At 51.9% G+C, this 15,165-nt stretch carries 14 protein-coding genes; 11 read left to right on the top strand and 3 right to left on the bottom strand.

The window, feature by feature from the left end; all coding sequences use genetic code 11:
• Nucleotides 1–17: 17 nt before the first annotated feature.
• The 6 genes from GOM71_RS19360 to GOM71_RS19385 are packed head-to-tail and all read left to right on the top strand — an operon-like array spanning nucleotide 18 to nucleotide 6,289.
• The gene (locus GOM71_RS19360) at nucleotides 18–215 is read left to right on the top strand and encodes a Flp1 family type IVb pilin (protein ID WP_253944930.1); all 198 of its coding nucleotides are present in this window, start codon (nucleotides 18–20) and stop codon (nucleotides 213–215) included.
• Nucleotides 187–912, top strand: a complete 726-nt coding sequence (locus GOM71_RS19365) for a TadE/TadG family type IV pilus assembly protein (protein ID WP_156284018.1) — start codon at nucleotides 187–189, stop codon at nucleotides 910–912. Before GOM71_RS19360 ends, GOM71_RS19365 begins: the two co-directional genes overlap by 29 nt.
• Entirely contained in the window at nucleotides 909–3,173 is a 2,265-nt protein-coding gene (locus tag GOM71_RS19370) for a TadE/TadG family type IV pilus assembly protein (protein ID WP_156284020.1), read from the top strand. The genes GOM71_RS19365 and GOM71_RS19370 overlap by 4 nt, the downstream gene beginning before the upstream one ends.
• Entirely contained in the window at nucleotides 3,139–4,107 is a 969-nt protein-coding gene (locus GOM71_RS19375; protein WP_156284021.1) for a TadE family protein, read from the top strand. The genes GOM71_RS19370 and GOM71_RS19375 overlap by 35 nt, the downstream gene beginning before the upstream one ends.
• A gap of 25 nt (nucleotides 4,108–4,132) precedes the next feature.
• A complete protein-coding gene (locus GOM71_RS19380) occupies nucleotides 4,133–4,648 on the top strand; it encodes an A24 family peptidase (RefSeq protein ID WP_173275828.1) in 516 nt (171 codons plus the stop codon).
• A 21-nt stretch (nucleotides 4,649–4,669) separates the two neighbouring features.
• Entirely contained in the window at nucleotides 4,670–6,289 is a 1,620-nt protein-coding gene (locus GOM71_RS19385; protein ID WP_156284025.1) for a DUF6382 and FHA domain-containing protein, read from the top strand.
• A 634-nt stretch (nucleotides 6,290–6,923) separates the two neighbouring features.
• On the opposite strand, the gene GOM71_RS19390 is transcribed toward GOM71_RS19385, so the two are convergent.
• From GOM71_RS19390 to GOM71_RS19400, 3 genes are all read right to left on the bottom strand, one after another.
• The gene (locus tag GOM71_RS19390; protein WP_156284027.1) at nucleotides 6,924–7,832 is read right to left on the bottom strand and encodes a TIGR01777 family oxidoreductase; all 909 of its coding nucleotides are present in this window, start codon (nucleotides 7,830–7,832) and stop codon (nucleotides 6,924–6,926) included.
• Nucleotides 7,833–7,853: 21 nt separating this feature from the next.
• A complete protein-coding gene (locus tag GOM71_RS19395; protein ID WP_156284029.1) occupies nucleotides 7,854–8,357 on the bottom strand; it encodes a hypothetical protein in 504 nt (167 codons plus the stop codon).
• Nucleotides 8,358–8,489: 132 nt separating this feature from the next.
• A complete protein-coding gene (locus GOM71_RS19400; protein WP_156284031.1) occupies nucleotides 8,490–8,927 on the bottom strand; it encodes a DUF2621 domain-containing protein in 438 nt (145 codons plus the stop codon).
• A 99-nt stretch (nucleotides 8,928–9,026) separates the two neighbouring features.
• On the opposite strand from GOM71_RS19400, the gene GOM71_RS19405 reads away from it, so the two are divergent.
• From GOM71_RS19405 to GOM71_RS19425, 5 genes are all read left to right on the top strand, one after another.
• Nucleotides 9,027–10,157, top strand: a complete 1,131-nt coding sequence (locus GOM71_RS19405) for a deoxyribonuclease IV (RefSeq protein WP_156284033.1) — start codon at nucleotides 9,027–9,029, stop codon at nucleotides 10,155–10,157.
• Between the two features lie 207 nt (nucleotides 10,158–10,364).
• Nucleotides 10,365–11,246: a formyltetrahydrofolate deformylase gene (gene purU, locus GOM71_RS19410; RefSeq protein WP_156284035.1), complete on the top strand. Its 882-nt coding sequence runs from the start codon at nucleotides 10,365–10,367 to the stop codon at nucleotides 11,244–11,246.
• A gap of 147 nt (nucleotides 11,247–11,393) precedes the next feature.
• Nucleotides 11,394–13,412: a transketolase gene (tkt, locus tag GOM71_RS19415; RefSeq protein WP_156284037.1), complete on the top strand. Its 2,019-nt coding sequence runs from the start codon at nucleotides 11,394–11,396 to the stop codon at nucleotides 13,410–13,412.
• Between the two features lie 21 nt (nucleotides 13,413–13,433).
• Nucleotides 13,434–13,751, top strand: a complete 318-nt coding sequence (ppnP, locus tag GOM71_RS19420; protein WP_156284039.1) for a pyrimidine/purine nucleoside phosphorylase — start codon at nucleotides 13,434–13,436, stop codon at nucleotides 13,749–13,751.
• 126 nt (nucleotides 13,752–13,877) lie between these two features.
• Nucleotides 13,878–14,951, top strand: coding sequence for a LacI family DNA-binding transcriptional regulator (locus GOM71_RS19425; RefSeq protein ID WP_156284041.1), 1,074 nt, complete (start codon nucleotides 13,878–13,880; stop codon nucleotides 14,949–14,951).
• Nucleotides 14,952–15,165: the final 214 nt, after the last annotated feature.

Here is a 15,165-nt window from a genome sequence, read left to right on the forward strand (position 1 = left end):
TGGAGAGGAAGATTGAAATGATCAAAATGTTAAACAAATCGGCAAATGCCATTCGTTCGTTTTTCCGTTCGGAGAGCGGACTGGGAACGCTTGAAGTTATTTTAATTATTGCTGTCGTTATTATTATTGCGTTGTTGTTTAAGGATTGGATTATCGAACTGATTGAACGCCTGATGGGCAAAGCCGATGATCAAGCGGATCAAATCTTTAGCTAGGAGCAGTCTGATCAAGCGCTTGTCCGAAGAAAAGGGCGGATTTTCGCTTGAATCGGCGATTGTGCTGCCGACGGTTCTGACGCTTATTCTGACGTTTATTTTGTTTGGCATTTACATGTACCAGAAGGTCATGCTCTACTACTCGGCGTCGGTTACGGCAGAGCGGACAGCTTTCAGCTGGGACAACAGCAACCGGGAAAGCCGGAGCGGCATGTTGGCCAATGGACAATATGACAGTTTGTATTGGCGCCTCTCCGAGAACCATGCATTAGTGTCATTGTTCGGCCTTTCCGCGGACGATTCATCGGCATTGCTGACGCTTCCTTCTGCAGGCGACAGGAGCGGACTCACGCTTCCTTCGCGAAAGCTCGACGGCGGTTCGCAATGGCTGTCAACTGCCGGAAATTTAAACGCGGAAGGGCAGATCGCCTATCTGCCCAGCTTGTTAAAGCCGCAGGTTGAAGTCAAGCTAAAACAGCCGGTATCTCTGGCGCCGCTTGAAGCTATGCTCGGAAAAAAAGAGCCGAAATCTGCGGCGTCCGCTGTTATTGTCGACCCGGTAGAATTTATACGAACCGTTGATTTGGTTCGTTACTACAATTATAAGGCAAGCCAGGCATGGAGCGGGTCGCAGAAAGCGAATGCGGGCCAGACGCTTTCTCAATATGGCGGTCAGACGGGAGGGGGCAGGAAGTGAGCAAACGAATCCGCGCAGCACACGATGCCATAGGGAAAGCGCAGGCCTTTAAGCCGGCTGTTCGGCTGCTATGGAAAAAAGACGGTGCTGTGACCGTGTTATCAGTCATTGTGATGTCATCCTTGCTGTTATTCTCAGGAATGCTTATCGATTACGCGAGAATTGCTGCGCTGCATCATGCGGCGGAAGGGGCTGCGCGCTCCGGAGCAAGGTCAACGCTCTCCGCATTCGATAGCGGCTTGTATGAGCGATATGGCCTGTTTGGACGCGGCGGCACGGACGGGCAATCGATTTATGAAGAGGTCGTTAAATCGAATCTCGAAAGGAAGTCTTCAGACGCGCAAAGAGCGGTTGATGCCAAGCTTCTGTCAGCGCATGTAAATGATGCGGAATATCTTGGGATGCATCGGGTGTTCCAGAGGCAAGTGCTGGAGGAAATGAAGTATAAAGCTCCAGTTGATTTCACCCTTGAGCTGGCTTCCAAATTCGCGCCAATGTCGGGTGCGGCAGAGCAAGCGTCCATTACAATGGACCTGCTGGAAAGGTTGAGGAAGCTTTATGAGCAGCGCGAGGCGTTGCTGGACAAAGCGTTAAAGCTGCAGCAAGCGGCAGCGACGGAGCTGTCCAATGTCGGACTCGACGGTTTGCTGCCGACAGCCGCAAACGGAGGAGGTATTACGGCAGCCCAAATCGCTGCAGGTTATTCGCAATACACGGAATGGATGCGTATAGACGAGGAGCTTGTGAAGCAGGAGCTTCCTGCCTTAAACAGCGAGGCCATCGCGAATTATAGATCGAATGCCCGCGATCTCATGCACGATTTGGGAAGCTTGAACGGGAGTCCGTCAACAGCGCACGATAAGCTGACTAAGGAAGCGATGAATCTGCTCACGGAGGCTCAGCGCATAAATAAGGATATGAAACAGATTGCGGATGAAGCGGAAAGAAGCGCGAAAACCGACGGCTATCATCGTGTCTCTTCGCACAATGTTCCCGGCTCCGGTTCCAAGGAAGAAGCTTCGAACGCAGCGGCCCAATTGGAGGAGCTGCAAAAAACAGCCGGAGAGCTTGTGCTGGCTGACGTTTTTTTTACCGATTATCGCAGGGAGCTTGAACGGCAATCGTCTGATTTCTCGCAGCTGCAATTGAAGGTCAACTCGTTTCGAAGCGTATTGTCCTCCGCGCTGGCGGGTTCAGGCACAGGAGGCGTTGCGCTTGGGAGCGGCGTTGCCGAGATGATCGCAATGTATCGCATCTATGATCGGGCGTATTTAGGAGCGCAATCGGTTATTAAGTCGAGGCAGCAGATGCAGGTAAACGGAGAGTTGCGGAAACAGCGCCAGGAGCAAGAGAAAAAAGCAGGCTCGCTCTGGAGCCAAGCGCGGCGAATGCTTAACGGCATAGGCTCTGCCGAACAGCAGGAGCGGCATGTCGAACAATTTCAACAGGTTAAGCTGAGGCAAGAAGCCAATCTGCAGTTTAACCAATTGGCTGACGATGCCGTTCAGGCGGACGAATCCGACTTGGCCAATACTGCGCACGATCAGGCTGAGGGATCTTTTTCTTTGATGGACGGGCTGTTCAACGGCATGGCTGATATGCTGCAGCAATCGCGAGATTCCGTCTATACCGGAGAATATGTGCTGAAACGGTATTCCGTTTTTAAGCCGCAGTATTTAAAGGAAATGGTTTCGGGCGGGGAGCCTTCCGCTTTCTCCGACGCATTGGCGCTGCATAATCAGGAAGCGGAATATATTTTGTATGGCTTCCACACGCCGGCAGCTAACGTAGCTGCAGCCTATGGCGAGCTGTTTGCGGTGCGGATGGCTATTCGGACGACGGAAGGGCTTGTCCAATGCAGGACGGCTGGACATCCGCTTCTTGTTCTGACTTGCTCGGTCATTTACGGGCTTGAGAAAACGATGGAGGATTTCGTCGCTTTTACCGAGAGAGGTTCAGCTCCGTTGTCCAAATATGCAGCGGTTGAAGTTTCGTATGCGGATTATTTGCGGCTGTTCATGCTTTTGCATGGCGGCGCGGACAGTTCTTCGAGGACCGCCAGAATGATCGCGGTAATTGAACAGAAAAACGGCGTTACGCTCGCCAAAGTCCCGACTGCCCTAACAGGGGAGGTGCAAGCGGCCGTCGACCTCTGGTTTTTGCCGGGAGCGATGAAGACGATTGGCGGTCTTGGACTTTTGCAAGGAAAGGTAGTTGGGAGCAAATATGAAACGACGCAGACGATTGGCTGGTCTTATTAGGCCGGAAGGCAAAGACAGCAATGAGCGCGGGAGTATCGTCCTGGAAGCGGCGATGGTGACGCCGCTTCTCATGATGGTGCTGGTCGTGTTTATCGTATTGATTCGCTTATGCGCAGCTCAAATGGCGCTTCAATCTGCCGCTTCGCAGACGGCGAGGCAAGCCGCGGCTCATATTTATCCCGTCGAGCTTGCCATCCAGCAAACCTCTGCCCAAATTTCCGGGCTTCAACCGATGAACATGCCGATGTCGCAGTGGAGCGAAGTTGCCGCCGGGGCGGCAGAGTGGCTGCCGGACCCAGTCGGCGACACGTTGTCGGCAGCGCTTCGCGGCGATTGGCAGCCTTTTGCCGATGCGGCCGCGACCGAAATAGGGAAAGCCGTTATTGAGCCGCTGCTGCAGCAAAATGCAGACGAAGCCATTATCGAAAGCGAACGGATTTCCTTGTCCGGGTTGACGCTGCCCGATTTGCAAAATAAAGAAAAACCATATTTGTCTATTGAAGCGCAATATGATTTTCCGCTGTCCATTCCGTTTACCGGCAAAAAAATCCGTTTGCAGGAGCAGGCGACCGAACGGGTATGGGTTAGCGACGCTGCTTCTGCGACAGATGATGGAGCTGAATCGGAAGCCGCTGCAGTTCCGATTCAGATCATTTCAATAACGCCGAATCCGCTGCGGCCAGGGCAGAAAGCGACGGTTGTCGCGTTAACGAGCCCCGGCGCAAGCGTTTCGCTTGAGGTTATGTATAAAAGCGGCAAAAGCGAGGCGAAGCATTTGGGAAATGCAACTGCAGACGAGAACGGCTATGTGCAGTGGACATGGCATGTATCCGGCAATACGACGCCAGGAGTATGGGAACTGACGGCAATATCGGCTTCGGGAGAGCGAGTGTCGATGCATTTCAGCGTCGAGAAGAAAGCGAAGAACAGTTGAGTTTATAGGGACAGGAGGCATAATGGTGGCAATTCCGTTATCTATTCCGCTTGCGGCTGCAGCGATGCTGCTTGGCGCGGCGCTGTATACCGATCTTCGGTCGATGATTATTCCGAACAAGCTGACCTTTTCTTTCTTTATAGCTGGACTTCTTTTTCAGCTATCCGTACACGGGCGGCAAGGGCTAAAAGAAAGCCTGCTCGGCGCTGCAGCCGGTTTTGCGCCTCTGCTGCTGCTCTATGCCGCGAAAGGAATCGGCGCAGGCGACGTCAAGCTCTTCGGTGCGCTGGGCGCATGGATCGGTGCGATGCCCGTTTTGCATGTGATGATGTATTCGATCTTGTTCGCCGGATTGATTGGCGTCGTTCTGATGATCGTTAATCGGCCGTTTTTTAAAAGGATGGCCGCTGCTCTCCTTACGATTGTTATGCGCGGGGGGAAGTATCGGCCAGTGGAATGGGCGGCATGGATGTCCGAGGGGCGCGCCTTTCCATTTATGCTTGCCGCCGTACCCGGGGCGATCGCGGCGTTGCTGTCCTAGCAGTCGAGGAGAGGGGGGAAGATGATGTACCGTATTGATTTTTCGATGAGCCGGGGGCATGAGATGATTGTTGAACGCATTCCCGCCATTCGCAGGGAGGAGCTCGATGAGATTGAGCTGCAAATGCTGCAGTGCAACAATCGCATTCCGCATATGCTGCCGATGGAGTGGAGTGATATGGATGGAGCGGTAAGCTTCCGATATTCGCTGTCGGGACGTAAAATGCTGTCCCATCGGCTGCAAATGCACCGTTTGTCGATGGAGCAGTTTTACGCGCTTTTGCTTGCGGTAGTGGAAGTGCTGACGGAATGCAAAGATTATATGCTTCGACCGGAGGGCTGTATGCTTGACGATCACCGCATATTTGTTGATGAGGAACTGACCGATATTGGCATTGCCTATATGCCTTTGCGGCGAAATATCGTTAGCGGCGAGTCAGCGGATGCGGCTGCCGTTCATCCCGCTGTTGGAGGAGAATTGCTGTCGCTTATTGTCCGCTGGACAACGTATGTGCACAAAATCGACGGCGCAGGGCTGCAACGATTGCTGCATCATTTTTACGACCAGCAGTGGCCGCTGGCGGAGCTGCGCCTGACGCTGCTTGACTTAATAGCGGGCGATGTCAAGCTGGAGGCGGCAAGCAACGGCGAAATTAAAGCTTATTCATCGCAGGCGGCTTCATGGCCTCATTCGTCTTCTGAGGCGGCAGCCGCAGCCGCTGCTCAATTAGAAGAGGGACGGGTTTGGAGACAAAATATTCGACTGTCTGTTGATAAGGACTCATATCAGGAGCGAATGGGATGCTCGGAAAGCTCCGTTAATTGTCCGCCTGATTTCAAGGCAAGCTTTGAGGAAGAAGCTGATGAAGAATGGACCGGCGAGCCGTCTTCGCGCAAAGGGCAATGGTATATTTCTCTGGCGGCGCTGCTTGCTGTTGCTGCGCTGTGGCGGTTCTTGTATTTGCCAAGCCCTTCCCGGAATAGCCTTTACATTTGTTTGGGGCTTACGATGATGGGGGCTGCAGCGGCCGCAGCCGCCTGGATGAAACGCAATCGTTCGTTTATGCAGCGGGAAGACCGATACCTAGAGGAATTTGTGCCGGAGTCAAGACCGCTGGTTTATTCGGCTGCTGCCATTTCATCTAATGCAATGCCGCAAAATAAGGAAGCGCCGGACATGGCGAATGATCTTTCTGCGGATTGGGAAATGAAGAAACCTCTGGAAAGACTAATTGACCTTGATGAGTCAGATCAGTCAGAATCCAATCGGCGGAGGGCGCCTGCGGCAATTCCGGAGGCTACTGTCCTGCTGGAGCCAGATGCAGAGCTGCCGCCGGGCAACCGGCTGCTGTTATGGCGGGAAAGCGACGATCGCAAAGAACCTCTCTCATGGAAGGGAGAACGGTTTACAATCGGGAGGGCAGGCGAGAAGGTTGATTACGAGGAAGAAGCTCCCGGGATATCTCGCCTTCATCTGGAAATTGAACGAAAGAATACAAGTTTTAAAGCGAAAGATCTTGGATCGCGCAATGGCAGCATGCTGAATGGGAGAGTGATGATTCCTTACAAAAGCTATCCGCTATCCGCAGGAGACAGCATTCAGCTCGCTGGGCCAAATGGGCCGAAATACGTATTGCAGTAGTACTGTTAGTAACGCTTATATGGTGCCTCGCTATCAGCTATGATGGCTTGGGGCGCTTTTTTTATTGCGATTATATTAGTGTAAATTATCAATAATCATATTAACAAAAGCAAACTGAACAGATTGGGTATGGTAGGAAACGGGAGGACAGACGGCGGCAGATCCGGCAACGGAAAGGATCATCGCACCGGGTGAATCGATTGATGTCGTCTATTCGTTTAACGATACGATTTGGAAGTCCAAAGCATCTGGTTGGGTGAACAACGCGGTTCTCTCCGATCTTTCGGATAAATCAGAGCAGCGAACCTGCTTCGCAAATTTGCGAAGCTAAGTTCGCTGTATTCGTTAGTCTGGAGCTGACTTCAACGGACAACGAACGGATTTACGCTATTCGTAAATGTGAGTTCGCAAATAGCGTAAATCGGTTCGTTATTAGTCGGAAGCGAGGCGTCCGTCGCCATTTTAGAGAAATCGTCTTCGCTAAAAAGCGAATGTGCTTCGCTATCTTGCAACAGAGATAACTGGAACGAAATAGATGGCGATCACAGGAACCTTTGCCTGTGCCTGTGCAGCGGGAATGGTTATCCGTACAATGAAAATGGCGCCGCAGTATAAATCCTGCGGCGCCATCGGTTTATTTTCGCTTGCCTGCTAATTGTTGTAAGGCACTGTCGATGTCGTTGTAGCGGAACTGAAATCCGAGCTCCAACGATTTGCGAGGCACTGCGCGCTGGCCGTCGAGCAGCAGCGAGGACATCTCGCCAAGCACTGTCTTCAACAGGAAGGCGGGGACGGGAAACCAATGCGGTCTTCCGTAAGCGCGGCCGAGTGCACGCCCGAATTGGTCATTCGTAACCGGCTCCGGCGCCGAACCGTTAACCGGACCGCGAACCTCGCGATTGTCGAGGCAGAACAAGATAAGGCGGACCATATCTTCGAGATGAATCCACGACAGCCACTGCTTGCCGCCGCCTAACGGACCGCCGCCAAAAAGCTTGTGAGGCAGCGCCATCATCGGAAAAGCGCCGCCTTTGGCATCCATCACGAGGCCAACGCGAAGCTTAACGAGCCGTTCTGCCTCGATTGCATTGGCGGCAGCCTCCCATTGCTTGACGACATCGGACAAAAAATCGGTGACAGCCATCGGGCTCCATTCGTCAAATGTCTGGGTATAGGAGCTGCCATAGGCTGAAATGCCGGACGCGTTGATAACAACTTCGGGCTTGGATCGCAGTGAAGCTGCGAGCCTGGCGATTCTCCCCGCTGCTTGCAGCCGGGAATCCAGCACTCGTTTCTTCGCGCCGGAGGTCCAGCGCTGGCCGATCGATTCGCCGGCCAAGTTGATGATCGCATGAATGCCTTCCAGCTTGGAGGGATGCTCGGCAAGCTCTGACCAAGTGGCGTAATGCAACCCTTTCGCTGTCGGCGAGCCTTGTGCGCGTCCTGTCCGCGAGATGATCCAAACCTCATCGTTTCTGGCCAATAGGGCATTGACTACCGCTTTGCCGATAAATCCGGTGCCGCCGGCAACTGCTACCTGCATACCATCACCCGCCTTCAATGATCAAAGCTTTTCTAACTTATTAAGCCAAAGAAGCGTAACTCCGTCTTCGATTTTGGCGATATATTCGAATTTGATTTTGGTATCGGACTCGAGCTCGTTCAGCATAGATGAGAAATCATCGGTAACCTGTAAGACGAGCGGGCCTTCATCGGATGATACTTCGATGGAATGCGTATCGATTTGACCGACGTACACGCCTTCAGCCTTGACGACAGCGTCATTCTGGCTATCCGAATCGCCGCCGCTATTCGGATCCGCAGGCTCAGCGCTTGTAGCGGCAGGTTCTGTGCTGCTCTCAGCATTGCCGCTGTTTTCTTCGGAAGCGTCTGTACCTGCCTCTGGAGTCGGCGTTGCGTCAGCCGGCTGCGTGACCTCTGCTCCTTGACTGCCGTTCAACGGTTTTTCTTCATTTGCGCCGCAAGCCGAGGCTGTCAGCATAACGGCAAGCAGAGCTGCGCCAGCTGCGATCAAGCTGCTTTTTCTATGTTTCTTTGTTGGTTTCATAACAACCACCTCCGACAATATAAACGGAAGCGGGCGTTTAAAGTTCCGTTTTTAAATTAAAGTTATACTTTATTTGATGCGCTGTACCCGCTATTTAGGACATTAGAGCCATAACGAAGCTGTCCGATTTATCTATTTATTGAGCAAATGCTCGTATGGAGCATAATCGATTCCCTTGCGGTTCAAAAAGCTGACAAGGCTGCGGTAATCCCGTTTTGGCGTTGCTCGTATGTAGCCTTCAATGCAATGGCTGCGAGTGACCTCGGAAGACCCGTATTCGATGGCGACTTGTCCGATTTTCGCGGCGATGGAATGCTTGGCGATATCGCGGAAGGCTGTTGGCACAGGAGCGACCAGCTCGTCCAGAAATTGCTTGGACTCCTCTGTCCACATGCTGCGGCTGCGTTCGACCCAGTAGTTCTGCCAATCGAGCTTTGATTTGCCGTCCCGCTGCGGAAGCACTTTAAGAAATTTTCGGAACATAAAAAATCCGCCGATTGCCATTGCTCCGACCATCACGATTGCCCAAAAAACAATAAAAAACATAAACCAATCTGGAGCTGCTTTCATCTTCAACCTTCACCTCAGCATGAATTATACCGTATTCCTAGATTTATTTCGACATTCCTTGTAAAATAAGGGTTGATCAACCGAAAGGGGCGTTATTTCATGTTAAAAATCGGTTCCCATGTATCATTTTCGGACAAGGGTCTTTTAACCGCGTCTGAGGAAGCAGTATCGTACGGTTCGAGCACATTTATGATTTATACCGGGGCGCCGCAGAACACCCGGAGAAAACCGATCGAATCTTTATATATTGAAGAAGGCAAAGCGGCAATGGACAAAGCGGGGATCGGCGAGATCGTCGTGCATGCGCCTTATATCGTTAACTTAGGCTCGTATAAGGATAGTACTTTTGAACTGGCGGTCAGCTTCCTGCAGGAAGAAATCCGCCGCACCGATCACATCGGTGTGCGCAATATCGTGCTTCACCCGGGCGCATATACGGATAAGGATGCGGAATACGGCATCGCGCGCATCGCGGAAGGGCTGAATCTCGTTCTTGACGGAACGAAGGAAACGAAAGTCAACATCGCTCTGGAGACGATGGCCGGCAAAGGTACGGAGATCGGCCGCAGCTTCGAGGAAATCGCCCAAATCATCGACAAAGTAGGCGCAAACGACCGTCTTACCGTTTGTATGGACACTTGTCACATGCATGATGCCGGCTACGATTTGATCGGCGACCTCGACGGAACGCTCGAACAGTTTGATCGGATCGTCGGTTTGAACCGTGTCGCAGTCGTTCATGTCAACGACAGTAAAAATCCGCGCGGCGCAGGCAAGGACCGCCATGCTCCAGTCGGCGCAGGCTGGATCGGATATGACGCGATTCGCAAAATCGTTCATCACGATGCTCTTGCAGGACGTCCATTTATTTTGGAAACACCTTGGATCGGCAAAGAAGACAAGACATCTCGTCCGATGTACGAAGCGGAAATCGCGTTGCTTCGCGGTGACGCGAAGGCGCGCTTTGGAGATGATTTCTTCGACCACGTCGAGCGGCTTCATCATTTCTTCGGCAAGCAGGATGTCGATTATCGTGAATTCGTGCTTGGCACTTGGGATTTGCTGAAAAATGATGCAAAAGCGAAAAAAGCCGACCCGCGCGAGCCGATGGAACGGCTTTACGACTTGGTGGCAAACGGCGACGCATTGCCTGCCGGTTTGACGGAAGAGCAAGTCAATCAGCGCATTACGGCATGGTTTGCCGGCAAGCAGCTGCTTGTTCATGCATAGATTGTCAGTTATATATTGAAAATAAAATGATCGCAACAGGAGTTTGAGCTCCAAGATGCTAAGAAGAGTGCCTTTGGGAAGCGGAGTATGCGGAGTGAGTTTGAGAGTGCGGAGTGAGTTTGAGCTCCGCGCTCTCAAACTCCTGATGTCATGCTCAAACTCCTGATGTCACGCTCAAACTCCTGATGTCAGGAAGGAAGTCTTTAAATGTCTTCAACTAATCAGTCCCCAGCAACGAGCGGAAGAGCGCGTATGCTGATCTCCTGCCCGGACCGTCCGGGCATCGTCGCTGCTGTCTCGCACTTTTTGTACGAGCACGGTGCAAATATCGTATCCTCCGATCAATATACAATGGATCCGGTGGGCGGCATGTTTTTTATTCGCTTCGAGTTTGACCTTGCGGATCTCGACAAGGAGCTTCCTATCCTAGTCGAGGATTTCGCGCGTGTAGCGGACCGCTTCGATATGAAATGGCATACGTTCCGCGCCAGCCGCAAAAAACGGCTTGCCATTTTCGTATCCAAAGAGGACCATTGCTTGATGGAGCTGCTCTGGCAGTGGAAGGCAGGCGATTTGAACGCAGATATCTCGATGGTCATCAGCAACCATCTGGATATGAAGGAAATGGTCGAATCGTTCGGAATTCCGTACTATCATGTGCCGGTTACAGCCGATACGAAGGCGGAAGCAGAACGCAAGCAGATGGAGCTTGTGGCGGACAAAGCGGACATTATCGTGCTTGCCCGTTACATGCAGATCATTTCGCCGAAATTCATCGAGCAATTCCCGAACCGCATTATTAATATCCACCACTCGTTCTTGCCTGCTTTTGTAGGCGGCAAGCCGTATGCGCAAGCGTATAACCGCGGCGTCAAAATTATCGGAGCTACTGCTCACTACGTAACGGAAGAGCTGGATGGCGGTCCAATTATCGAGCAGGACGTACAGCGGGTCAGCCACCGCGACGATGTAGAGGAATTGAAGCGGATCGGCCGCACAATTGAGCGCGTTGTTCTTGCCCGCGCCGTGAAGTGGCACACGGAAGACCGGATCATCGTACATCAGAACAAAACAGTTGTATTCAACTAATATTGTTCGGTTTTTAATCGTCTTGACCGCAATTTAGGATGGCAAACGGCAGTATGGGATGGTACAATATTCAAAGCCATTGCGCTAACAACTCGCGCTAGATAGTAAATAGAGAGAAAATCATGCTTTTACAGGAGGAAATTAGAAATGACAGTTACTCAAAAATCGATTGACCAGCTTTCGATTGATACAATCCGTACGCTTGCGATCGACGCGATCGACAAAGCAAACTCGGGACATCCGGGCATGCCGATGGGCGCTGCTCCAATGGGTTACCAGCTTTTTGCTAAAAACATGGTCCACAATCCGTCGAACCCGACTTGGATTAACCGCGACCGTTTCGTATTGTCCGCTGGACACGGCTCGATGCTGCTTTACAGCCTGCTTCACCTTTCCGGCTACGATCTTCCGATCGAAGAACTGAAAAACTTCCGTCAATGGGGCTCCCTGACTCCGGGTCACCCGGAAGTTGGCCACACGGCTGGCGTTGATGCAACGACTGGTCCTCTGGGTCAAGGTGTTGCAATGGCAGTCGGCATGGCTATGGCAGAAGCTCATCTGGGCGCGACTTATAATAAAGAAGGCTTTAACGTAATCAATCACTATACTTACTCCATTTGCGGCGACGGCGACCTGATGGAAGGCATCTCCCATGAAGCGGCATCGCTTGCAGGCCACTTGCAGCTCGGCAAACTGGTTGTATTGTATGATTCCAACGATATCTCCCTTGACGGCGAACTGAGCCTCTCTTACTCCGAGACCGTTCAAAAACGTTTCGAAGGCTACGGCTGGCAAGTGCTTCGCGTACAAGACGGCAACGATTTGGAAGCATTGTCCAAAGCTGTTGCTGAAGCGCAAGCAGAAACAAGCAAACCAACGCTGATTGAAGTTAAAACCGTTATCGGCTACGGCAGCCCGAACAAACAAGGCAAAGGCGGCCATGGCGGTACGCACGGCTCCCCGCTGGGCGCTGATGAAACAAAACTGACGAAACAATTCTACGGCTGGTCCGAAGATCATTCGTTCCATGTGCCTGACGAAGTTCGCAGCCACTTCGCTGAAGTGAAAGCTAACGGCGAGCAAGCTAACGCGGAATGGGACCAATTGTTCGCAGCATACAAACAAGCGAACCCTGAGCTGGCGAAGCAATTCGAACTGGCAATCGCAGGCGAATTGCCTGAAGGCTGGGACGCTGATCTTCCAGCGTACACAACTGAAGACAAGCCTGTATCGACTCGCGTAGCATCCGGCAACGCGCTGAACGGTCTTGTTAAGAACGTTCCGCAACTGGCTGGCGGTTCCGCTGACCTTGAGAGCTCGACAATGACGCATCTGAAAGGTCTTGCGCAATTCAAGCCAGGCAGCTACGAAGGCCGCAACATCTACTTCGGCGTTCGCGAATTCGGCATGGCTGCAGCTATGAACGGCATCAGCCTGCATGGCGGCATGAAAATTTTCGGCGGCACGTTCTTCGTATTTACCGATTACCTGCGTCCGGCAATCCGACTTGCTTCGATCATGAAGCAACCGGTCGTTTACGTTCTTACGCATGACAGTATCGCAGTTGGCGAAGACGGTCCTACGCATGAGCCGATCGAGCAACTGGCTTCGATCCGTATCATCCCTGACCTGACAGTTATCCGTCCTGCTGACGGCAACGAAACTTCCGCAGCATGGGCTTACGCAGTTGAGAACAAAGAAAATCCGGTTGCACTCGTACTGACTCGCCAAAACCTGCCGATTCTTGAAGGCGCAGTTTCGAACGCTCGTGAAGGCATCCGCCGCGGCGCTTATGTCGTTTCCGACGCTGCAAACGGCAAGCCGCAAGCGCAAATTATTGCGACTGGCTCCGAGGTTCAATTGGCTGTTGCCGCTCAAAAAGCGCTGGCAGAAGAAGGCATCGCGGTTCGCGTTATCAGCATGCCGAGCTGGGATCTGTTCGACAAGCAAGATAAAGCTTACAAAGACTCCGTTCTGCTGCCAGAGGTTAAAGCTCGCGTAGCGGTTGAAATGGCTCATCCATTCGGCTGGGAACGTTATGTAGGCGACCAAGGCACAATTATCGGCATCGACCGTTTCGGCGCTTCCGCTCCTGGCGACCGCGTCATTAAAGAATACGGCTTTACCGTCGAGAACGTTGTAGCAAAAGTAAAATCTGTACTGTAATAGAAGAGGAGCCTAATAAACATGTCGCAATTTGAAAATGTAACGATTGTCAAAGAAGCTAATGTTTACTTTGACGGCAAAGTAACAAGCCGCGCAGTTTTGTTCGCGGACGGCACGAAAAAAACGCTTGGCATTATGCTGCCTGGCGACTATGAATTCGGAACAGATTGCGTTGAGATTATGGAAATTGTTGCAGGCGATCTGAAAGTGCTGCTGCCGGGCGAAACCGAATGGCTGCACATTCAAGGCAAAGGCGAGTTCACAGTGCCTGCCAACACGAAATTCAAGCTTCAAGTAGCGGCTGTGTCCGACTACTGCTGCTCTTACATCTACGAATAGCATACTCTTTTTTAAGGAAAGAAGAACGGAATCAGAGCTCGCATCTGCTCCGTTCTTTTTTTGCAATTTATGTTATGATAATGTTATTCAATTGTTCATGCCGGTTTTGGACGGGGGATTCAGCAGGTGCGAGAAAAGATTACGATGCAGCAAATCGCCGATGCGGTAGGCGTTTCCAAGTATGTTGTCTCCAAGTCTCTTTCAGGCAAGGGAGGCGTTAACGCGGCTACGCGCGAGCGGGTCAAGCAGGCGGCAATACGGCTCGGGTACCGGGTTAGTGTCAAACAAAACAGCAAAGATATGGTCAATAATGGTGCGGCCGCCGCAGACAAAGCGACGGTTGTCGTTATGCTGCCCAACATTCGATTTCAAGTGAGAGAATCCGAATATTGGGGCCGAATTGTCGACGGCATTACGAGTGAGCTGGAATCGCTTGAACTGCGAGGGGTCGTCGTTACAGATCAAACGATCGACAGCTTTCTCTCAATCGTGCAAAAGGATACGATTCGAGGGTTTATCGGCGTCGGCGAGGTATCGGGACAAGTGCTCCAGGAAATTAGCAGGCTAGGACTGCCGCTCGTTCTGATTGACCATGAGGATCAGCTTATATCGGCAAACGGCGTCTTTGCAAACAATCGTGAATCCGTATATCAGCTTACCCACTATCTTTTGTCGCTTGGTCATAAGCGGCTGCGTTTTGTCGGCAACATCCGTTATTCGAAGAGCTTCTACAGCCGCTGGTGCGGGTTTAAAGATGCGCTGGATGAGCAGGGGCTGGGGCTGGCTATTCCGGACAAAATAGACCCGCTTGCCAGTCTGCAGGGCCAAAGCCGGCAGGAGCATACGGAAGAAATACGGGAGATTCTGATGAAGGAGAAAGAGAGCGGACTCTTTCCGACTGCATTAGTATGCGCAAACGATATGATTGCAATTGCTGCAACCAATGCGCTTCGCGATATCGGGATCAGCATTCCTCAGGAAGCTTCCGTTACTGGCTTTGACAATATCGAGGACTCCTATCAGCTGTCTCCTAGGCTGACGACTGTGCATGTGGAGAAAGAAATGCTCGGACGCCGGGCGGCGCAAATGCTGTTAAACAGTATGCGTAATCCCGATTTTCCGCAAGAGACGGTCTACATGAACGCATCGCTCATCCATCGGGATTCGACGGCTGCGCCGGCAATTGCTGCTGAGCGTTGATGCGGCAGCCGCTGCTCAAGCGGAATGTTTCTACGAATTGATTTTCATAACAAATAGCGTTGCAGAGGGCTATCTCTGCAACGCTATTTTCGTATTATCAGGTCAGCCAGAGATTTCTGGTTGGCCTTTTTTAATGGCCGTTCTATGATGGCGGTAGCTGGGAGAACGTACGCTATTTTGAGGCAGTGACCTCGTCACAAAAACTGTTTTTCCC

Origin of the sequence: Paenibacillus sp. NEAU-GSW1 (assembly GCF_009737085.1) — a bacterium.
Lineage (GTDB): Bacteria > Bacillota > Bacilli > Paenibacillales > Paenibacillaceae > Pristimantibacillus.